We start from the raw sequence: 17,714 nt of genomic DNA on the forward strand, positions 1-17,714 counted from the left end.
CGGCATCCGACGACAGACCTCTCACCTGGGGATGAATGCCGCTTTCCCGGAAAGTTCATCTGGCGGTAGGGGTTCGTTCATCGACGCGCACGTACGGTGACGGCATGCGCGACGCGTACCATGAGGAACTTGACTCCCTGACTGACAAGCTCGTCGAGATGACCAGGCTTGTCCGCTCGGCCATCTCCCGGGCCACGACCGCCCTGCTGGACTCCGACCTCCAGCTCGCGGAGAGCGTCATCTCCCGCGACCATGAGGTGAACGCGATCTTCGAGGACGTCGAGGCGTCGATCTTCGAGCTGATGGCCCGCCAGCAGCCGGTCGCGGTGGACCTCCGGATGGTGATCACCGCGCTGCGCATGGGCACCGACCTGGAGCGCATGGGCGACCTGGCGGTCCACGTGGCCAAGGTGGCGCGGCTGCGCCACCCTGAGTCGGCCATCCCGGCCGAGGCGCGCTCCACCATCCTGGAGATGGGGCAGATCGCCGAGAACCTGGTCACCAAGGCCGGGAGCTGCATCGCCTCCCGCGACGTCGACTCGGCGCTGGAGCTGGACCAGGACGACGACGCCATGGACAGGCTGCACCGCAGGTTGTTCCGGACGATCCTGGCCAAGGACTGGGCGCACGGCGTGGAGCCGGCGATCGACATCACGCTCATCGGCCGTTACTACGAGAGGTACGCCGACCACGCGGTGCGCGTCGCGGGGGCCGTTGTCTACCTGGTGACGGGCTCGCGTCCGGCCTGAGTCCCATCCGCTGAAGTGCCGGCCCGCCGAGCGGGCCGGCACCTTTTCCGTTACCGGTGAGGCCGGTCTCAGCGGCCCTGGTTGGCGACCGCCGTGATGGCCGCCGCGGCCGCGTCGGGGTCGAGGTACTCGCCGCCCCGGCGCAGCGGACGGAACGACTCGTCCAGCTCGTAGCGCAGCGGGATGCCCGTGGGGATGTTGAGGCCCGCGATCTCCTCGTCACCGATGCCGTCGAGGTGCTTGACCAGCGCGCGCAGGGAGTTGCCGTGCGCGGCCACGAGCACCGTGCGACCGGCCGCCAGGTCGGGGACGATCGCGTCGTACCAGTACGGCAGCATCCGGTCCACGACGTCCTTCAGGCACTCCGTGCGGGGCATGAGCTCCGGCGGCAGCAGCGCGTAGCGGGGGTCGCCGGCCTGGGAGTACTCGTCGCCGTCGGCGATCGGGGGCGGCGGCACGTCGTAGGAGCGGCGCCACAGCATGAACTGCTCCTCGCCGAACTCCTCGCGCGTCTGCGCCTTGTTCTTGCCCTGCAGGGCGCCGTAGTGGCGCTCGTTGAGCCGCCAGGAGCGGCGCACCGGCAGCCAGAGCAGGTCGGCCTCGCCGAGCGCGAACTGGGCCGTCTGGATGGCCCTGGTCAGCAGGCTGGTGTGGACCACGTCGGGCCGCAGCCCGGCCTCCACCAGCAGCCTGCCGCCCCGGCGGGCCTCGTCCTCGCCCTTGGCCGACAGGCTGACGTCCACCCAGCCGGTGAACAGGCCCTTAGCGTTCCAGTCGCTCTCGCCGTGCCGCAGCAGCACCAAAGTCGCCATGCCGCCAATCCTAGGGGCCCCCGCCAAAACGTCGCCGGGTCAGGTCCGCGCCCGGTCGGGGTCGGCGAAGCGGGCGAACGCCTGGAGGTTGGCCAGCGACTCCCCCCGCTTGGCCCGCCACTCCCACTCGCGCCGGATCGACGAGGCGAAGCCCAGCTCCAGCGCCCGGTCGAACCAGTCGTCGGAGTAGGTCAGCACGCAGCCGAGGACGCGGTCCACCTCCTCCTCGCTGACGGCCGCGAGCGGCACCCGGCCCACGAGGTAGACGTCGCCCACGGGGTCGACGGAGAAGTGCACGCCGTACATGCCGCCGTTGCGGCCGAGGAGCCACTTGTAGAACTCGGCGTGGTTCTCGTCGGGCTGGCGGCAGAAGAACGCCTCGACGTGCAGCGCCTGCTCGCCGACGATCAGCCAGGTCATGGTGGCCAGCTTGTGCTGGCCGGGCAGCTTCACCAGGAAGGCTCCGGGCCGGGGCTCGTCGTAGGAGACGTCCGCGGCCTTGAGCGCGGCTTCGACGACATCGCGCATGCCGTACACCCTACGAGTTGACGGCCCTACGAGTTGACGGCCAGGGACACGGGGTGCAGATGGCCGACGGCTTCGGCGTAGACGTCCCTGAGGCGGGAGCCGGTGGCCTGCCAGCCGAAGGCGGCGGCGTGCGTGCGCGCGCCCGCCGACAGGCCCTCGCGCCAGCGCGGCGAGGTGAGGAAGCGGCGCAGGGTGCGCGCCCACTCGTGGGAGTCGTGGCCGTTCACGAGGACGCCGGACACCTCGTCGCGTACGGCCGTGCGCAGCCCGCCGACGGCGGCCGCCGCGACGGGCGTGCCGCATGCCTGCGACTCCAGCGCGACCAGCCCGAACGACTCGCTGTAGGAGGGCACGACGGTGACGTCGGCGGCGCGGTACCAGTCGGCCAGCTCCTGCTGCGGCGCGGGCGGCACGAGCCGCACCACGTCGGCGATGCCCAGCTCGGCGGCCAGCTCGGTGAGGATCGAGGGCCTGGCAAGGCCGTTGCCGGAGGGGCCGCCCACGCAGGCGACGACGAGGCGCTCGCGCAGCGACGGGTCCTCGATGAGCATGCGGGAGGCGGCGCGCAGCAGCACGTCGGGGGCCTTCAACGGCTGGATGCGCCCGACGAACAGCAGGACGTGGGCGTCCTGCGGCAGGCCGAGCCGGTGGCGGGAGGCGCCCTTGGAGGCGGGCTGGAAGACGGTGAGGTTGACGCCGGGGTTCACGACCGCGACGCGGTCCTCGGAGGCGCCGTACAGCTCGATGAGCTCGCGGGCCTCGTCGGCGGTGTTGGCGACGAGGCGGTCGGCGATGTCCACGACCTGCTGCTCGCCGACGACGCGGGCCTGCGGCTCCGGCTTGTCGCCGCGGGCCAGCAGGCGGTTCTTGACCTTGGCCATGGTGTGCATGGTGTGGACGAGGGGCACGCCCCAGCGCTCCTTGGCCAGCCAGCCGACCTGGCCCGACAGCCAGTAGTGGGAGTGGATGACGTCGTAGCGGCCCGGCTCGTACATGGCCTCGGTCCGCAGGACGCCGGACAGGAACGCGCAGAGCTGGCCCGGCATGTCGGCCCGGTCGAGCTCCTCGTACGGGCCCGCGGTGAGGTGGCGGACGAGGACGCCCGGGGCGACCTCGGCCACGGGTGGCAGGTCACCGGCGGTGGCGCGGGTGAAGATGTCCACCTCCACGCCTAGCTGGGCGAGCCGCTTGGCGGACTCGACGATGTACACGTTCATGCCGCCGGCGTCGCCCGTGCCGGGCTGCTCCAGCGGTGACGTGTGCATGCTGATCGTCGCGACCCGGTTGACCGGCCGTCGCCTCACCCGACATCACCTCCAAAAGGCAAATAACTCTCCAGGTCTTTCCGGCATTCCCGACATGTGGTCACAGCAGGGTGTCGTGAAGGGGCTGGCAGGATGTGCCCATGAGGAGAACGGCTGTGGTGACCGGTGCGAGCAGCGGCATCGGCGAGGCGACGGCGCGGCGGCTGGCCGCGGAGGGCTACGACGTGGTCGCGGGCGCCCGGCGGCGCGAGCGGCTGGAGCGGCTGTCCGAAGAGGTGCCCTCGATCAGGCCCGTCACACTCGACGTGACCTCGCAGGAGTCGGTGGACGAGCTGGCCGCCTCGCTGGAGCGCTGCGACGTGCTCGTCAACAACGCCGGCGGCGCGCTCGGCATGGAGTCCGTCGCCGAGGCGCGGCTCGACGACTGGCAGAGCATGTACGACACGAACGTGCTCGGCACGCTGCGCGTGACCCAGGCGCTGCTGCCCAAGCTGGTCGAGTCGGGTGACGGCGTGCTCGTGCTGCTCACCTCGACCGCCGGGCTGACGCCGTACGAGGGCGGCGGCGGGTACGTCGCGGCCAAGCACGCCCAGTCGTCCATGGCCGGCACGCTCCGGCTGGAGCTGGTCGGGCAGCCGGTACGGGTGGTGGAGATCGCTCCCGGCATGGTGCGGACCGAGGGGTTCGCGGTGACCCGGTTCCGTGGCGACGAGGCCGCCGCCTCCCGGGTGTACCAGGGCGTGCCCGACCCGCTCAGCGCGGACGACGTGGCCGACGCGATCGTCTGGTGCGTCACCCGGCCCGCCCACGTCAACATCGACCGGATCGTCATACGCCCCCGCGCGCAGGCCGCCCAGCACAAGGTCCACCGCGTCAGTGGCTAGGCCGGCCGGCTCGGCGGGCAGGCCGGTCGGTTCGATCACCCGGGGCACGACCGGGCAGAACCGGCTGCGGCGGGCCGACCGGTGGATCGCCGCAGCGCACGGCGGCCTGCTCCGCGCCGCCGAGCGGCCCCTGGTCGTGGACCTCGGCTACGGCGCCTCCCACGTGACGACGCTGGAGCTGTTCACGCGGCTGCGCCGGGTGCGGCCCGACGTCGAGGTCACGGGCATCGAGATCGACCCGGCGCGGGTCGCGCTGGCCAAGCCGTACGAGCGGCCGGGGCTGAGCTTCGCGCTCGGCGGGTTCGAGCTGCCCGTGGCGCGCCCGCCGGTGCTGGTGCGCGCCTTCAACGTGCTGCGCCAGTACGACGAGGCGGAGGCGTGGCACTACTGGGACCTGCTGCGCGGCCGGCTCGCCCCCGGGGGCGTCCTGGTGGAGGGCACCTCGTCCGAGGTCGGCCACCGCGCGGTCTGGGCCGGGCTGAGCGCCGAGGGGCCGCGCACGTTGACGCTGTCGGCCCGGTTCGACGCCTTCGAGCGGCCCTCCGACCTGGCCGATCGGCTGCCCAAGACGCTCATCCACCGCAACGTCCCGGGTGAGCGCATCCATGCCTTCCTGCGCGACTTCGACCACGCCTGGGCGGTCTGCGCGCCGTACGGGGTGCACGGGCTGCGGCAGCGGTGGCTGGCGGCGGTGGGCATGCTGAGCCGGACGTGGCCCATCCCGCGCGGTGCGCCGCTGGGCGGGGCGGCGCGGTGGCGGCTGGGCGAGGTCACGCTGCCGTGGCAGGCCGTCGCGCCGGTGACGGGGCCCCGCTGACCGTCCCCACATGATCCTTGCCTGCGGGCGAGAAGATCGTGGACCGGTGTGCCGGAGGTCTCACGACATCGGATGTGTGCTCGACAGGTCGTAGTACTACGCTGGAGAGTGTGAAGGGTCTAGGCGAGCTGGAACGCAGCATCATGGACATCCTCTGGGCGCAGAGCGGGGCGCTGACCGCCCGCGAGGTGGGCCGGCTCATCGCCGACCGCGACCTCGCCCCGACCACGGTCATGACCGTCCTCGACCGTCTCACCCGCAAGGGGTTCCTTCAGCGCACCCGTGACGGCCGGGCCTGGCGCTACGAACCGGCGGCGACCCGCGACGCGTACGTCGCGGAGCTTATGCTGGAGGCGCTCGACATGACGGGCGACCGCTCGGCCGCCCTCGCCCGCTTCGCCCAGGCCGTGTCCGGCCCGGAGGCGGAGATCCTGCGAAGAGCCCTCACGGAGCTGGAGGACGAGTGACCACGGCAGCGGTGCTGGCAGCGCTCGCCACGGCGTGCGGGCTCGGCTCCTGGCGTTTCACCACGGCCCGCTGGACCTCCCGGGCCCCCAAGACCGCGATCCTCCTCTGGCAGGCCCTTGGCGTGTCCTGGGGCATGGCCACCACCGGCTCGATGCTCGCCTTCGCCGTCCAGCCGTACGGCGAGGGCGTGCTGCACGGGCTGGTCTCCTTCGCCGCCGGCCGGTCCCCGCGCGAGCCGTGGGACGCGCTGCACGTGGTGGCGATGGTCGCCGGTCTCACCGCGCTGGCCGTGCTGGTCGCGGTCCTGCTCACCGCGGGCGTGCAGGCGCTGCGGGCCCGCCGCCGGCACCGCATGCTGCTGGCCCTGATCTCCCACGACGACCCGGTGCTGCCCGGCGTCCGCGTGCTCGACCACCCGAGCGCGGCCGCCTACTGCGTGCCGGGCCTGCGCTCGCAGGTGGTCGTCAGCCAGGGCGCGCTGAGCCTGCTGTCCAAGGACGAGCTGGCCGCGGTGCTCGCCCACGAGGCGGCCCACGTGCGCGAGCGGCACGACCTGGTGCTGCTGCCGTTCGGGGCGCTGCGCAGGGCGCTGCCCTGGTCGAAGGTCGTCTGCGACGCGCAGGCCCAGGTGGAGCTGCTCATCGAGATGGCCGCCGACGACCGCGCCCGGCGCTACTGCTCGCCGCGCCGGCTCGCGACCGCGCTGCTCAGGTTCGGCACGGCCGGGGCCATGCCGACGCCGAGCGGCATGCTGGGCGTCGGCGCCCAGAACCTCATGGCCCGGGTCGACCGGCTGCTCAAGCCGGTGCCGGAGCTTCCGGCGAGCGTCCGTTACGGCGCCGTCGCGCTGTCCGTGACGTTGGTCACGTCCACTCCGCTCCTGTGGATCTACCAGCTCTAGTGCTTGCTGGTGTTAGCCATTCCGTTTGCAATTGCAAGCAGAGTGACGCACAATAGAGGCATGGCACTACCGAAGGTCGGTTCGATCGGCGAGTACATCCGCGAGCAGAGGACCCAGGCGAAGATCTCGCTGCGTCAGCTCGCCGCGGCGGCGGGGGTCTCCAACCCCTACCTCAGCCAGATCGAGCGCGGCCTGCGCAAGCCGAGCGCGGAGATCCTCAACCAGATCGCCAAGGGCCTGCACATCTCCGCCCAGGCGCTCTACGTGCAGGCCGGCCTCATCGAGGACCGTGAGACCCCGAGCGACGTCGTCACCGCCATCAGGGCCGACACGCATCTCACCGAGCGGCAACGCCAGGTGCTGATCGATATCTATGAGTCGTTCCGTAAGGAGAAGCGCGCCGGAGATGAGCAGACCTCCCAGAAAGCTCATCCCCGGAGCGACTCCGTCACGGACGACGAGCAGCCGCTGCCGGAGGAGCTTCTCGCCGCTCTTGAGCCCTACGCGGCATCCACCGACAACGGCACCGTCACCCAGGAAACCAAGGAAGGTTAACCCATGACGCTCGCCACCGAGGTCAAGAAGCTCACCGAGTCCAAGCCGTTCTACGCCGTCGCGGGCGTCGGCGACTACGCCGTCGAGAAGCTGCGCGAGCTTCCCGAGCAGCTCCAGAAGCTGCAGGCGCGCCGGCCCGAGCTCGGCAAGGACCTGCCCGAGCTGGCCCGCGCCTACGCCGACAAGGCGGAGGGCTTCGCCAAGGAGCTGCCGGAGAAGGCCCGGGTCTACGCCGACCAGCTCACCCAGCGCGCCACCGTGGCCTACGAGGACTTCGCCTCCCGTGGCCGCAAGGCCGTCAGCAAGGTGAGCGGCGAGGCCGCGCTGGAGCTGGAGGAGGTGTCGGAGGCCGCCGAGCCGCCCGTCGCCACCCCGGTCACCCCGGCCAAGAAGACCCGCACCACCCCCAAGGCCAAGTCCTGATGCTCGCCGCCTGAGGCCCGTCCCCGTCACGGGGGCGGGCCTCTCGCATGCCGCGGCGCCAGTTCCGAAGCGGTGACCGTCGCGCGGGTGCTCGGCGGGCCGCCCCGGCTATTAGGCTGGGGCCCGATTCATCGCGAGCGTGAGGCGGAGCGCACACATGGACATCGTCAACGGCGGCCTGAACTTCCTCTTCCTGCTGCTCGCCGTCGCCATCCTCGGCATGTCGGCCTACGGGTTGCTGCACGCGCTGCGGGTGCCGCCGGCCGCGTTCGTCGCCGCGGGCAAGCTGAAGAAGAACATCTGGCTGATCATCCTCGCGCTGGCGACGCTGTTCTCGCTGGCGGGCGCGTGGTCGTTCCTCAACGCGTTCCTGCTCGTCGGCGGGCTGCAGTTCATCGGGCTCGGCGCGGTCAGCTTCTTCTCGATCGTCGCGGTGATCGCCGCCGTGGTCTACATCGTGGACGTGAAGCCGGCTGTCAAGGGCATGGGCGGGCGCGGCGGCAGCAGCGGCCCCTACGGACCCTGGTGACCCCGGGCCGTCCGCGCCGGGGCGGCTAGCTGCGCAGCGCGCGGGCCAGCCAGCGGGCCAGCATCAGGTGACCGGCCCGCGTCGGGTGGACACCGTCGGGCAGCACCACGCCCGCCGGGTCGTCGCCGGCCCACCGGCTCCGCAACGGGTCGAGGAACTCCACGCCCTCCTCCCGGGCGACCCCGGCCAGGGTGTCGCGCACCCGCAGGGCCTTGGGCGGGACCTTCCCCAGCCAGATGGGGCCGACGACGACGATCCTCGTGGCGGGCCAGTGCTCGCGGGCGTCGCGCACGAGCGTGGTGGCCGCCCGGCCGAGCTGCCCGGTGGTCCAGCGCTGGTCGTTGTGGCCGCCGGAGACGACGAGCACGTCGGGGGCCGGGCGCCAGGACAGCTCGTCCTCGTACGACTGCTGGAACGTGCGCCCGGCGCGCCCCCGGTTGAGGAAGCCGGTGCCGCCCGCGCCGGCGACGACCGGCTGCCAGCCGAGCAGGCGGGCGGCCTGGCACGCGTAGGCCCGCCACTGCGGCACCGGGCCGGAGCCGACCGTGAAGCTGTCGCCCACGACCATCATCACCGGGGCCGCGCCGGGCTCGCGGCGTGGTGGGGGTGCGGGGGCGGGTGCGGACGCGGCCGTGCGGCGCACGGACGAAGCGACTGGCGACGCCCTGAGCGAGCTCGTGGGGTCACGCGACTCCGCAGAAGTCGCGCATCCCGCTATCACTGGACATATCGCCAGGAGCAGCGCGGCCGATGCGGTCAGGGGGGAACGCACCCGGTCGCGCATCGCCACCTCAGGAGCTCTAGGCTGCCGCCATGACCATCGACCTCCATGGACGCACGCGAAGGCTGGAACTGTCCGACCAGAGCCTTCGCGACTTCGAGGCGGTCGTCCTCGAAGCGACGCCCGACGGAATCGTCTTGGACCGGTCGGCATTCTATCCGGGCGGGGGCGGCCAGCCCGCCGATCACGGAGTTCTGCTCTGGCAGGGTGTGGAGACGCGGATCGCCGGCGTGCGCAAGGGCGACGACCTCCAGCTCGTCCCCGCCGAGGGCGACCCGATCCCGCCGGCGGGCACGACCGTCCGGGCGGCCGTGGCCGACGAGCGCCGCTCCGCCCTCATGCGCACCCATTCGGGGCTGCACGTGCTGTGCGGGGTGGTGTTCCGCGACTACGGCTCGCTCGTCACGGGCGGCAACATGGAGCCCGCGATCGTGCCCGAGCGCGGCACGGTCGGCGTGGCCCGCATGGACTTCAACCTGCCGGAGGTGCCGCCGGGGTTCCGCGACGCGGTGGAGGCCGCGTGCAACGCCGAGATCCAGGCCGACCGGCGCATCGACGTGCGGGTCCTGCCCCGGCAGGAGGCGTTCGCCATCCCCGACATCATCCGCACCGCGTCCAACCTGGTGCCGGAGTCGGTGACCGACGTCCGGATCGTGGACATCGTCGGGCTGGACACGCAGGCCGACGGCGGCACCCACGTGGCCTCCACCAGGCAGATCGGCCGGCTGCGGGTGGCCAAGATCGAGAGCAAGGGGCGCGGCTTCCGGCGCGTCCGTATCGAGATCTGCGACTGACCTCCTTCCGGCGCGTCCGTATCGAGATCCTCCACTGACCTCCTCCCGCCGCGTCAACGCCCTTCGACGACCCGCGCCAGGCCGTCGAGCAGCGGGCGCAGCCCGAACTCGAAGAGCCGGTCGAGGTCCAGCTCGAAGTCGCCGTCCAGATCCTCGACCACCCGGGTGAACGTGGGATAGCGGCCCGACTCGATCAGCGTCGGGTAGCCGGCGTGCCGGTCCATCCACTCCTCGTCGGTCAGGCCGGTGGTGGCCTGCGCCTGCTGCTCCAGCTCCAGGTTGGCCGCGATGCCCTGGACGTAGCTGTAGAGCAGGATGTGCACCTGCATCATCGTGACCGGGTCGAGGCCGCGGCCGTCGAGGGCGGCCAGCGCCCACTCGGTGTGCCGGAGCAGCCCGTCGGAGGGCCGCGGCCGGGTGAGCGAGGTGACCCAGGCCAGCCACGGGTGCCGGCGGCAGGCGGCCCACTGCAGGCGCGCGGACGCCTCCAGCCGCGCCCGCCAGCCGGGCGGCGGCTCGTCGGGCAGCGGGAACTCCGCGATCACCGCGTCGGTCATCAGCCCGACGAGGTCGTCCTTGCTCCGCACATGGCGGTAGAGCGACATGGTGGACACGCCGAGCCGCCCGGCGATGCCCCGCATGGAGACGGCGGCCAGCCCCTCGGCGTCGGCCATCTCGACGGCCACGCCGACGACACGCTCGCGCGTCAGCTCGTGCTCCCCTCCACCGGACCGCCGGGCGGGCGGCACCGGGCCCCGCTGGGCGGCTCCGGGCCGCCACGAGGTCACCAGCGTGCCGACGCGCGGCTCCGCCCTGACCACGCCCTCCTGGGCGAGCGTGGTGAGCGCCTTGGCGGCCGTGGCGAGCGCGACGCCCCAGTCCTGGGCGAGCCGCCGGGTCGAGGGCACGCGGTCCCCCTCCTTGAGCTCACCGCGGGCGACGCGGGCCTTCACGTCCTCGACGATCCGCAGGTACGGCGGAGCCGACATCGAACCTCCTGGTCATAGCTGTACTAGTACAGAGTAGCGCAGCAAACTGGTTGTACGTGCTGAAAATACGGCGTACATTCAGCCGCGTACAGCGTCCATACAGCTGAGGGGATCACATGAACACCGTCCTCGTCTCCGGCGCCGGCATCGGCGGCCCCGTCCTCGCGTACTGGCTGGGCCGGTACGGCTTCGACGTGACGATCGTGGAGCGCGCGCCCGCCCCGCGCCGGGGCGGCCAGGCCGTCGACCTCCGGGGCGTCGCCGTCACCGTCGCGGAGCGGATGGGCATCCTGGAGCAGGCTCTCGCCCTGAAGACCGACATGCGCGGCATGTCCATGGTGGACGGCGACGGCAACGAGACCACGCGCACCACCGAGTACACCGTCAGCGGCGGCCGGCTGGACGGCGACGACATGGAGATCATGCGTGACGACCTCGTCGCCCTCGTCACCGGAGCCGCCCGCGACGCCGAGACAATTCACGGCGACTCGATCACCGCGCTGGAGCAGGACGGCGACGGCGTGGACGTGACATTCGAGCGCGGTGGGCGGCGGCGGTTCGGCTACGTCGTTGGGGCCGACGGCCTGCACTCCAACGTGCGCGCGCTGGCGTTCGGCGACGAGGCGCGGTTCGTCCGCCACCTCGGCATGTACGTCTCCATCTACAGCGCGCCGAACTTCCTCGACCTCGACCGCTGGCAGGTCTGGCACCGCGAGGGGGACGCCGGCTACGGCGTCTACAGCGCCCCCGGCAACGCCACGATCCGGGTGAACGCCGGCTTCGGCGCCGGGCCCATCGCGTACGACCACCGCGACGTCGAGGCGCAGAAGCGGCTGGTCGAGGAGCACTGCTCGGCGCTGCGCTGGGAGACGCCGCGGCTGATGAAGGCCATGTGGGAGGCGGACGACTTCTACTTCGACGCCATGGCCCAGATCCACATGGACCGCTGGTCCACGGGACGGGTGACGCTGCTGGGCGACGCGGGCTACTGCGCCTCGCCGCTCTCGGGACAGGGCACCAGCCTGGCCATGGTGGGGGCGTACGTGCTGGCGGAGGAGCTGGGCGCGGACCGGGACGGGGCGTTCGACCGGTACGAGGAGCGGATGCGGCCGTTCGTCCGGCTCAACCAGGATTTGGCCACGGAGAACCCCGGCCAGGGCGCCTCCGACGAGAGCGTGCGGCGGGCGGCCACCGCCATCTCCCTCGACCGCTGATCCGATCCCCCTGATCACCGCGAAAGCGGCGCGACGGTTGCCGCTACGATGTCCGGCCATGACGGGATTCAGGCGTGCGCCGGCCGCCACGAGCGCCGCCGTTCTGGCATCGGTCGCCCTGGCGGCGGCGCTCCTCGCGACCACCCCCGCCCCGGCCCAGGCCGCCCGCGCGGGGATCATCGACCAGATCACGATGACCCTCCGCAAGGACGGCACCCTGCACGTCTCCGAGAAGCTCTCTGGCGCCACGGGCGCGCTCCAGCGGACGTTCCTCACCAGGACGCGCCAGGACGACGCCGACGACCGGCTGTACCAGATCTCGAACGTCAAGGGCGGCAAGCTGTCCGGCGACGTGCTGGCGGTGACCGCGCCCGCCACGGTCGAGTACGACGTCAAGGGCACGGTGACGCCTGCCGGCGGCGTGCGGGAGCTGCGCTGGTTCGCGGTGAACGGCTGGAACGCCCCCGTCGCCAAGGCCACGGTCAAGGTCGCCGGGCCCGGCCTGGTGCAGAGCCTGTCGTGCTTCGCCGGCGAGCTCACCTCGGCCGTCGGCTGCACCTCGGCGTCCATGGACCACACCGGCACCGAGGCCGCCTTCGAGCAGGCGAACCTGGCGGCCGGCCAGGCGCTCACCGTCGTCGTCGCCTATCCCGAGGACTCCGTCGCCGGGGCGCCGATCCTCGACCGGCGCTTCTCGCTGACCTCGGCGTTCGCGCTGAACACCGTCACCGGCGGCGCGCTCGCCGCCCTCCTCGTGCTGCTGCTCGGCGGCCTGGGGCTGCTGTACTGGACGCGCGGGCGCGACGCCAGGGTGGTGGCCCACGAGAAGGACCACGCCCAGGATGTCCCCGTGCAGAACGGGCACTTCTCCCCGCCCGACGGGGTGCGGCCCGGCCAGATCGGCACGCTCGTGGACGAGCAGGCCGACGTGGTGGACGTGACGGCGACGATCGTGGACCTGGCCGTGCGCGGGTTCCTGCGGATCGACGAGCAGCCCCGGCAGACCTATGACGCGCCCGACTGGATGCTGGTCAGGGTGCCGTCCGGGCACCCCGCCGCACTGCTGCCGTACGAGCGGGCGCTCTACGACGCGATCTTCGACGGGCGTGACGCGGTCCTGCTGTCGCAACTGTCCGGCTCGTTCGCCAGCCACCTCGGTGAGGTGCGCGACGCCCTGTACGCCGACGTGGTCAGGCAGGGCTGGTTCGCCCGCCGCCCCGACACCGAGCGCACCCGGTGGACGCTGGCCGGCGTGGTGCTCATCGGCGTGGGCCTGCTGGCCACCGTGGCGCTCGCCTGGCTCACGACGTACGGCCTGCTGGGCCTGGCCCTGGTCATCGCGGGTGGGGCGCTGGCCGTGGGCGGGCAGTACATGCCGGCCAAGACGGCCCGCGGGTCGGCGGCGCTGGCGCACACGCTGGCGTTCCGGGAGTACCTGTTCTCGGGCGACCTGGGCGAGGTGCCGGAGCAGCACCGGGTGGAGCTGTTCTCCCGCTACCTCCCGTACGCGGTGATCTTCGACGGGGTGGAGCACTGGTCGCGGGTCGTCGCCTCGGTCACGGGCGACGGGCGGGAGGCCGACAACCTGTACTGGTACCACGGGCCGGCGGAGTGGGACCTGTCGAAGTTCGCGGGCTCGATGCGCACGTTCACGACCACCACCTCGGGCGCCATCTCGGCGACCCGCCAGTTCCGCACCCTCTGATCGCTGCTGGCCGATTCGCCTGGTCAGCGGGGTGCGGAGGGCGTACCGGAGGGTAGGCGACCCGGTGGACGGCGGGAACGGACGGCGCTCCGACGGCGCCGGGCGGGCCTGTCGCGGCCGGCGGACGCCGGCGTGAAAGGATCAGGTGTGCGCGACGAGGAACTGCTGACAGCCGCGGCCAGTGGCGACGCCGTCGCCGTGCGCGAGGCCGTGACCGAGGGGGCCGATCTGGAGGCCCGCGACGCCCGGGGCCGCACCCCGCTGCTGCTGGCGGCCGCCGCCGACCACGTCGAGGTGGCGCAGCTCCTCGTGTCCGCGCGGGCCGACCCCGGCGCGGCCGACCTCCAGGGCGACACCCCGTGGCTGCTCAGCGGGGTGACGGGCAGCGTGGCCATGCTGCGCGTGCTGCTGCGCGCCGGGGCCGACGTGAACAGCACCGACCGCAACGGGGCCACGGTGCTCATCCCGGCCTGCGAGCGCGGTCACACCGGCTACGTGCGCGCGGTGCTGGAGACGGGCATCGACGTGGACCACACCGACGACCTGGGCCGGACGGCGCTGCTGAAGGCGGTCATCGCGGGCGACGGCTCGGAGAGCTACCAGGAGATCGTCCGGCTGCTGCTCGCGGCCGGGGCGGACCCGCGCCGGACCGACCGGGACGGGGTCTCGGCGTTCGAGCACGCGGTCGCCAAGGGCCACCTGGAGATCGCCGCCGTCCTGCGCGACGCCACACACCCCCGCCTGTGAGCCGAGGGAACCCTCCGGGCGCTATCGCGGGGCCAGCCCCGACAGGAGCGCGTCGAGGGCGTAGGTGAAGCGGTCCTCGTGGTCGTCGGCGGTGCCGAGCCCGGCCGCCAGCGCCTGACCGACGACGGGGTGACGGGCAGGGTCGAGCTGCGGCTCGGGGTCGGGCCCGTCGTGCCCCGGTGTGCGGCCGGCCTCCGCGAGCACCTGCCCGATGACGAACGTGGCCAGCGTGGTGATCACGTGGAGTGCGTCGGTCGGACTGAAACGCTCGGCGACCAGGGCCCGCGCGACCCGTTCGACGGTCTCCAGGCCGCCGGGCGTCGAGACGGGGCGGGTGGCGACGAGCGGCAGCAGGGCGGGATGGGCGAGCAGCGCCGCCCGCAGCGAGAGCGCGAACGCCCGCGCCCACTCCCGCCACGGCCCCTCCGGCCGCACGGCGACACCGGCCAGCGTGCGGTCCACGAGGCCGTCGAGGACCGCGTCCTTGTTCGGCAGGTAGTAGTAGAGGGTCATCGCTTCGACGCCCAGCTCCTTGCCCAGTCTGCGCATGGACAGCGCGGCGATGCCGTCCCGGTCCACCAGGTCGAGGGCCGCGTCCAGGATCTTCTCCCTTGACAGTCCCGCTCGTTTCATACACCGTAAGATAGTGTCTTACACCGTAAGAGAGCGAGGTCACCGTGAAGACTCTGGTCCGCGACTTCATCACCGCACTCAACGGGCGGCGCCTGGACGACCTGCCCGCCTTCATGGCCGCCGACGTCGTCGACCACAACAAGATCATCTTTGGCGAGCCCGACGTCCCCGGCGCCGCGTTCGACGGCATCAGGATGCAGCTCGACGCGTTCGACCCCTTCCACCTCTCGGTCGAGGAGCTCGTCGAGGAGGGCGACCGGGTCGTGGCGCGGCTGCTCATGACGGGCACGCACACCGGCCACCACCCGCGCATGCCGAAGCCCACCGGCAGGAGCTTCGCCGCCGAGGCGATCTTCATCTTCACGGTGCGCGACGGGAGGATCAGCGAGATCCGCGCGGTCAGCGACCGCCTGGGCCTGTTCCTCCAGCTCGCCTGGGACTGGCCCGAGACCGACTGAGAGCCGTCCGGCGTCGGAGCGGCCCGGGAGTCAGCAGGTGGAAGCCGTCAGGCCGGAGAGGAGGCGAGGCGCAGCTCGCCGACGACCCGGCCGCCGCCCAGCACCGGGGTCGAGGAGGACAGGTCCGGCGCGTCGAGGCCCAGCGACCGCAGCGCCGCCACCGTCACCGGCGTGCGGGCCCGCTGCGCCCCGTCCTCCACCTTGACCGCCCCCGCCCGGCCGTCCTCGAACACGAAGACCTCGAACCCCTCCGCCCCCGACTTCAGCATCAGCCCCGGCACGGCGCGCATGAGCGAGACCTCCACCCGGCTGGTGCCCGACGTCCACTCCGGGTACGCGGTCACGGCCTCGAAGATCCGCCGCTCGTACGACCCCGCCGCGCCCAGCGGGAACGCCCGGAACGCCCGCGCCATGCCCAGCATCGACACGAAGTACAGCGGCGCGCCGCAGCCGTCCACGCCCGAGGCCGCCATCCGCTCCCCCGTCAGGTCCTCCACCGTGGCGCGGATCGCCCGCTGGAGCGGGTGCGTGACCTCCAGGTACGTGTCGAGCGGCCAGCCGTTCGCCACGCAGGTGGCGAGCATGGCGGCGTGCTTGCCCGAGCAGTTCATGTAGACGCGGGCCCGCTCGGACACCGCCCGGTCCTCGGGGTGGTCCTCCGGGCACCGCAGCGCCGACTCGTCCAGACCCGCCCCCGCGAGGATCTTCCGCACCCCCTCCACGTGGAACGGCTCACCGGCGTGCGAGGCGCAGGCCAGCGCCAGCAGCTCCCCCGCCACGTCGAGCCCGCAGCGCAGCATGCCGAGCGCCTGGAGGGGCTTCATCGACGAGCGTGGCGACGCCGGCACGTGCACCGCGCCGTGCGCCTCCACCGGGCCGCCGTCCGCGCCGAGCGTCAGCATCCGCGCATGATGCCTCGACTCCACGAACCCAGAACGGACAACCTCCACCACCAGCGGCATTTCAGGCCCCTTTCCGGCCATGAGTCTACGAAGCGCCCGTCCTACGCCAGAATGGGATCCCATGCGAGCAGTGGTGCAGCGGGTGACGTCGGCTTCCGTGGCGGTGGACGGTCAGACGATCGGGGCCATCGACGAGCCCGGCCTCATGGTGCTGGTCGGGGTCACGCACACCGACACGGCCGCGGAGGCCCGCAGGCTCGCCGCCAAGCTGTGGGGGCTGCGCCTCCTGCACGGCGAGAAGTCCTGCTCCGACGTGTCGGCGCCGCTGCTGGTCATCAGCCAGTTCACCCTGTACGGCGACGCGCGCAAGGGCCGGCGGCCCACCTGGCAGGCCGCCGCCCCGGGACCGGTGGCCGAGCCGCTGGTGGAGGCCGTGGTGGAGGAGCTGAGGGCACTCGGAGCGCACGTGGAGACGGGCAGCTTCGGCGCCGACATGCAGGTCTCCCTGGTCAACGACGGCCCGATCACGCTCGTCGTGGACGTCTGAGGCCGGGGCCTGGGCTCGGCCCCTGCGACGGCCGCGCTGCAGAGGAAGGTCTATCGAACACGACGCCGCAGCGCCGGGTCGATCTGGACATTGCGGCCCGCGTCCGGCGGGACGACGACCTCCTGTGACGCGGCGACGCCGCCCGCGAGCAGCGGCGCGTCCACCGGCACCGTGCGCTTGACCACCGCCAGCGCGATCGGCCCGAGCTCGTGGTGGCGCGCGGACGAGCCGACCGTGCCCACCTCCTGGCTCTCGAAGATCACCGGCGATCCGTGCGGCGGCAGCGTGTCGACGCTGCCGTCCAGGTGCAGGAACACCAGCCGCCGCGGCGGGTGCCCGAGATTGTGGACCCGGGCCACCGTCTCCTGACCGCGGTAGCAGCCCTTGCCGAGCTGCACGGCGGTGCCGATCAGGCCGATCTCGTGCGGGATCGTCTTGTGGTCCGTCTCGAAGCCCAGCCGCGGCTCGAACCGCTCGATCCGCAGCGCCTCGTACGCCCACAGCCCCGCCAGCGGCCGGCCCAGGTGCTCCGACAGCTCGCCGCGCGGCACCAGGAAGTCCTCGGTGGCCGTGGACAGCACCGCGAGGTCGTCGGCCCGCGACACCTCCACCCGCAGCATGAACCGCATTCGGTCGAGGTAGCCCACCAGGCTGTCGGCGGTGCCCGGCTCGACGTGCGCCAGCATGCTCTCGCCGTCGTCCACCAGCGTCAACTGGTGGAGGATGCGGCCCTGCAGGTCGAGGTCGAGCGTCTGAGTCCACCGGCCCGGGGTCAGGGTGTCGAGCTTCTGCGTGGTCAGGTCGTTGAGCCACTTCAGCCGATCGGCGCCGGAGATCCGCACCACCTCGCGGTTGCTGCGGTCGACCACGGCCTCGCCCCGCACCAGCGCGCGCTGCTCGGCGAACAGGTCGCCGTAGTGGGCGGCGACGTCAGAGTCCGGGGCCTCGGCGGCGACGGCTCCGGGCAGGTCCAGCAGAGGGCTACGCATGCCGTCCAGATTATCCGCTGGCCG

Annotated in this window: 22 protein-coding genes; 14 read left to right on the forward strand and 8 right to left on the reverse strand. The window is 72.5% G+C overall.

Annotated features, from left to right (window positions below):
* Window positions 1-104 precede the first annotated feature (104 nt).
* Window positions 105-749 (forward strand): phosphate signaling complex protein PhoU, encoded by a 645-nt coding sequence (gene phoU, locus AB0H64_RS07000; protein ID WP_357620979.1) that lies wholly within the window; start codon window positions 105-107, stop codon window positions 747-749.
* 68 nt (window positions 750-817) lie between these two features.
* Here phoU and AB0H64_RS07005 read toward each other — a convergent pair whose 3' ends face one another.
* From AB0H64_RS07005 to mshA, 3 genes are read right to left on the reverse strand one after another with little or no spacing between them, the layout of a single operon-like run.
* The gene (locus AB0H64_RS07005; RefSeq protein ID WP_310706890.1) at window positions 818-1,561 is read right to left on the reverse strand and encodes a phosphoglyceromutase; all 744 of its coding nucleotides are present in this window, start codon (window positions 1,559-1,561) and stop codon (window positions 818-820) included.
* 39 nt (window positions 1,562-1,600) lie between these two features.
* Window positions 1,601-2,089, reverse strand: coding sequence for a YbjN domain-containing protein (locus AB0H64_RS07010; RefSeq protein ID WP_357620981.1), 489 nt, complete (start codon window positions 2,087-2,089; stop codon window positions 1,601-1,603).
* Window positions 2,090-2,115: 26 nt separating this feature from the next.
* Window positions 2,116-3,393, reverse strand: a complete 1,278-nt coding sequence (gene mshA / locus AB0H64_RS07015) for a D-inositol-3-phosphate glycosyltransferase (RefSeq protein ID WP_357620983.1) — start codon at window positions 3,391-3,393, stop codon at window positions 2,116-2,118.
* A 101-nt stretch (window positions 3,394-3,494) separates the two neighbouring features.
* On the opposite strand from mshA, the gene AB0H64_RS07020 reads away from it, so the two are divergent.
* From AB0H64_RS07020 to AB0H64_RS07050, 7 genes are all read left to right on the forward strand, one after another.
* Window positions 3,495-4,238, forward strand: coding sequence for an SDR family NAD(P)-dependent oxidoreductase (locus AB0H64_RS07020; protein ID WP_357620985.1), 744 nt, complete (start codon window positions 3,495-3,497; stop codon window positions 4,236-4,238).
* Window positions 4,231-5,055, forward strand: a complete 825-nt coding sequence (locus AB0H64_RS07025) for a class I SAM-dependent methyltransferase (protein ID WP_357620987.1) — start codon at window positions 4,231-4,233, stop codon at window positions 5,053-5,055. The genes AB0H64_RS07020 and AB0H64_RS07025 overlap by 8 nt, the downstream gene beginning before the upstream one ends.
* A 110-nt stretch (window positions 5,056-5,165) precedes the next feature.
* Window positions 5,166-5,522 carry a BlaI/MecI/CopY family transcriptional regulator gene (locus tag AB0H64_RS07030; protein WP_310706894.1) on the forward strand — a complete coding sequence of 119 codons (357 nt, stop codon included), beginning with the start codon at window positions 5,166-5,168 and terminating at the stop codon, window positions 5,520-5,522.
* Complete coding sequence (locus AB0H64_RS07035; RefSeq protein ID WP_357620990.1) at window positions 5,519-6,424, forward strand: M56 family metallopeptidase; 906 nt, start codon at window positions 5,519-5,521, stop codon at window positions 6,422-6,424. Before AB0H64_RS07030 ends, AB0H64_RS07035 begins: the two co-directional genes overlap by 4 nt.
* A 60-nt stretch (window positions 6,425-6,484) precedes the next feature.
* The gene (locus tag AB0H64_RS07040) at window positions 6,485-6,979 is read left to right on the forward strand and encodes a helix-turn-helix transcriptional regulator (RefSeq protein ID WP_357620991.1); all 495 of its coding nucleotides are present in this window, start codon (window positions 6,485-6,487) and stop codon (window positions 6,977-6,979) included.
* Window positions 6,980-6,982: 3 nt separating this feature from the next.
* Window positions 6,983-7,402, forward strand: a complete 420-nt coding sequence (locus tag AB0H64_RS07045) for a hypothetical protein (protein ID WP_357620993.1) — start codon at window positions 6,983-6,985, stop codon at window positions 7,400-7,402.
* Window positions 7,403-7,559: 157 nt separating this feature from the next.
* Entirely contained in the window at window positions 7,560-7,931 is a 372-nt protein-coding gene (locus AB0H64_RS07050; RefSeq protein WP_357620995.1) for a DUF2516 family protein, read from the forward strand.
* A gap of 25 nt (window positions 7,932-7,956) precedes the next feature.
* Here the strand turns inward: AB0H64_RS07050 and AB0H64_RS07055 are convergent, their stop codons facing one another.
* Entirely contained in the window at window positions 7,957-8,574 is a 618-nt protein-coding gene (locus AB0H64_RS07055) for an SGNH/GDSL hydrolase family protein (protein WP_357620997.1), read from the reverse strand.
* A 170-nt stretch (window positions 8,575-8,744) separates the two neighbouring features.
* On the opposite strand from AB0H64_RS07055, the gene AB0H64_RS07060 reads away from it, so the two are divergent.
* Window positions 8,745-9,506: an alanyl-tRNA editing protein gene (locus AB0H64_RS07060; RefSeq protein WP_357620999.1), complete on the forward strand. Its 762-nt coding sequence runs from the start codon at window positions 8,745-8,747 to the stop codon at window positions 9,504-9,506.
* 53 nt (window positions 9,507-9,559) lie between these two features.
* On the opposite strand, the gene AB0H64_RS07065 is transcribed toward AB0H64_RS07060, so the two are convergent.
* Window positions 9,560-10,495, reverse strand: a complete 936-nt coding sequence (locus AB0H64_RS07065) for a TetR/AcrR family transcriptional regulator C-terminal domain-containing protein (protein WP_357621001.1) — start codon at window positions 10,493-10,495, stop codon at window positions 9,560-9,562.
* 116 nt (window positions 10,496-10,611) lie between these two features.
* On the opposite strand from AB0H64_RS07065, the gene AB0H64_RS07070 reads away from it, so the two are divergent.
* From AB0H64_RS07070 to AB0H64_RS07080, 3 genes are all read left to right on the forward strand, one after another.
* Complete coding sequence (locus AB0H64_RS07070) at window positions 10,612-11,709, forward strand: FAD-dependent monooxygenase (RefSeq protein WP_357621003.1); 1,098 nt, start codon at window positions 10,612-10,614, stop codon at window positions 11,707-11,709.
* 58 nt (window positions 11,710-11,767) lie between these two features.
* Complete coding sequence (locus AB0H64_RS07075) at window positions 11,768-13,414, forward strand: DUF2207 domain-containing protein (protein ID WP_357621005.1); 1,647 nt, start codon at window positions 11,768-11,770, stop codon at window positions 13,412-13,414.
* Between the two features lie 147 nt (window positions 13,415-13,561).
* Entirely contained in the window at window positions 13,562-14,161 is a 600-nt protein-coding gene (locus tag AB0H64_RS07080) for an ankyrin repeat domain-containing protein (RefSeq protein WP_357621007.1), read from the forward strand.
* A gap of 21 nt (window positions 14,162-14,182) precedes the next feature.
* On the opposite strand, the gene AB0H64_RS07085 is transcribed toward AB0H64_RS07080, so the two are convergent.
* A complete protein-coding gene (locus AB0H64_RS07085; RefSeq protein ID WP_357621009.1) occupies window positions 14,183-14,794 on the reverse strand; it encodes a TetR/AcrR family transcriptional regulator C-terminal domain-containing protein in 612 nt (203 codons plus the stop codon).
* 44 nt (window positions 14,795-14,838) lie between these two features.
* On the opposite strand from AB0H64_RS07085, the gene AB0H64_RS07090 reads away from it, so the two are divergent.
* Entirely contained in the window at window positions 14,839-15,252 is a 414-nt protein-coding gene (locus tag AB0H64_RS07090; protein ID WP_357621011.1) for an ester cyclase, read from the forward strand.
* Between the two features lie 47 nt (window positions 15,253-15,299).
* Here the strand turns inward: AB0H64_RS07090 and AB0H64_RS07095 are convergent, their stop codons facing one another.
* Window positions 15,300-16,277, reverse strand: coding sequence for an asparaginase (locus AB0H64_RS07095; RefSeq protein WP_357621013.1), 978 nt, complete (start codon window positions 16,275-16,277; stop codon window positions 15,300-15,302).
* On the opposite strand from AB0H64_RS07095, the gene dtd reads away from it, so the two are divergent.
* Window positions 16,276-16,701, forward strand: a complete 426-nt coding sequence (dtd, locus tag AB0H64_RS07100; RefSeq protein WP_357621015.1) for a D-aminoacyl-tRNA deacylase — start codon at window positions 16,276-16,278, stop codon at window positions 16,699-16,701. The two genes, AB0H64_RS07095 and dtd, sit on opposite strands and share 2 nt — an antisense overlap.
* Before the next feature lie 50 nt (window positions 16,702-16,751).
* Here the strand turns inward: dtd and AB0H64_RS07105 are convergent, their stop codons facing one another.
* On the reverse strand, window positions 16,752-17,690 hold the full coding sequence (locus AB0H64_RS07105; RefSeq protein WP_357621018.1) for a folate-binding protein: 939 nt from the start codon (window positions 17,688-17,690) through the stop codon (window positions 16,752-16,754).
* Window positions 17,691-17,714: the final 24 nt, after the last annotated feature.

Source organism: Nonomuraea sp. NPDC050733 (genome assembly GCF_040654215.1).
Classification (GTDB): domain Bacteria; phylum Actinomycetota; class Actinomycetes; order Streptosporangiales; family Streptosporangiaceae; genus Nonomuraea.

Bases quoted from the DNA above. Each gene is read 5' to 3' on its own strand.
- phoU (WP_357620979.1), top strand. From the start codon at position 105: ATGCGCGACGCGTACCATGAGGAACTTGACTCCCTGACTGACAAGCTC.
- AB0H64_RS07005 (WP_310706890.1), bottom strand. From the start codon at position 1,561: ATGGCGACTTTGGTGCTGCTGCGGCACGGCGAGAGCGACTGGAACGCT.
- AB0H64_RS07010 (WP_357620981.1), bottom strand. From the start codon at position 2,089: ATGCGCGATGTCGTCGAAGCCGCGCTCAAGGCCGCGGACGTCTCCTAC.
- AB0H64_RS07020 (WP_357620985.1), top strand. From the start codon at position 3,495: ATGAGGAGAACGGCTGTGGTGACCGGTGCGAGCAGCGGCATCGGCGAG.
- AB0H64_RS07040 (WP_357620991.1), top strand. From the start codon at position 6,485: ATGGCACTACCGAAGGTCGGTTCGATCGGCGAGTACATCCGCGAGCAG.
- AB0H64_RS07045 (WP_357620993.1), top strand. From the start codon at position 6,983: ATGACGCTCGCCACCGAGGTCAAGAAGCTCACCGAGTCCAAGCCGTTC.
- AB0H64_RS07050 (WP_357620995.1), top strand. From the start codon at position 7,560: ATGGACATCGTCAACGGCGGCCTGAACTTCCTCTTCCTGCTGCTCGCC.
- AB0H64_RS07060 (WP_357620999.1), top strand. From the start codon at position 8,745: ATGACCATCGACCTCCATGGACGCACGCGAAGGCTGGAACTGTCCGAC.
- AB0H64_RS07065 (WP_357621001.1), bottom strand. From the start codon at position 10,495: ATGTCGGCTCCGCCGTACCTGCGGATCGTCGAGGACGTGAAGGCCCGC.
- AB0H64_RS07070 (WP_357621003.1), top strand. From the start codon at position 10,612: ATGAACACCGTCCTCGTCTCCGGCGCCGGCATCGGCGGCCCCGTCCTC.
- AB0H64_RS07075 (WP_357621005.1), top strand. From the start codon at position 11,768: ATGACGGGATTCAGGCGTGCGCCGGCCGCCACGAGCGCCGCCGTTCTG.
- AB0H64_RS07085 (WP_357621009.1), bottom strand. From the start codon at position 14,794: ATGAAACGAGCGGGACTGTCAAGGGAGAAGATCCTGGACGCGGCCCTC.
- dtd (WP_357621015.1), top strand. From the start codon at position 16,276: ATGCGAGCAGTGGTGCAGCGGGTGACGTCGGCTTCCGTGGCGGTGGAC.
- AB0H64_RS07095 (WP_357621013.1), bottom strand. From the start codon at position 16,277: ATGGGATCCCATTCTGGCGTAGGACGGGCGCTTCGTAGACTCATGGCC.
- AB0H64_RS07105 (WP_357621018.1), bottom strand. From the start codon at position 17,690: ATGCGTAGCCCTCTGCTGGACCTGCCCGGAGCCGTCGCCGCCGAGGCC.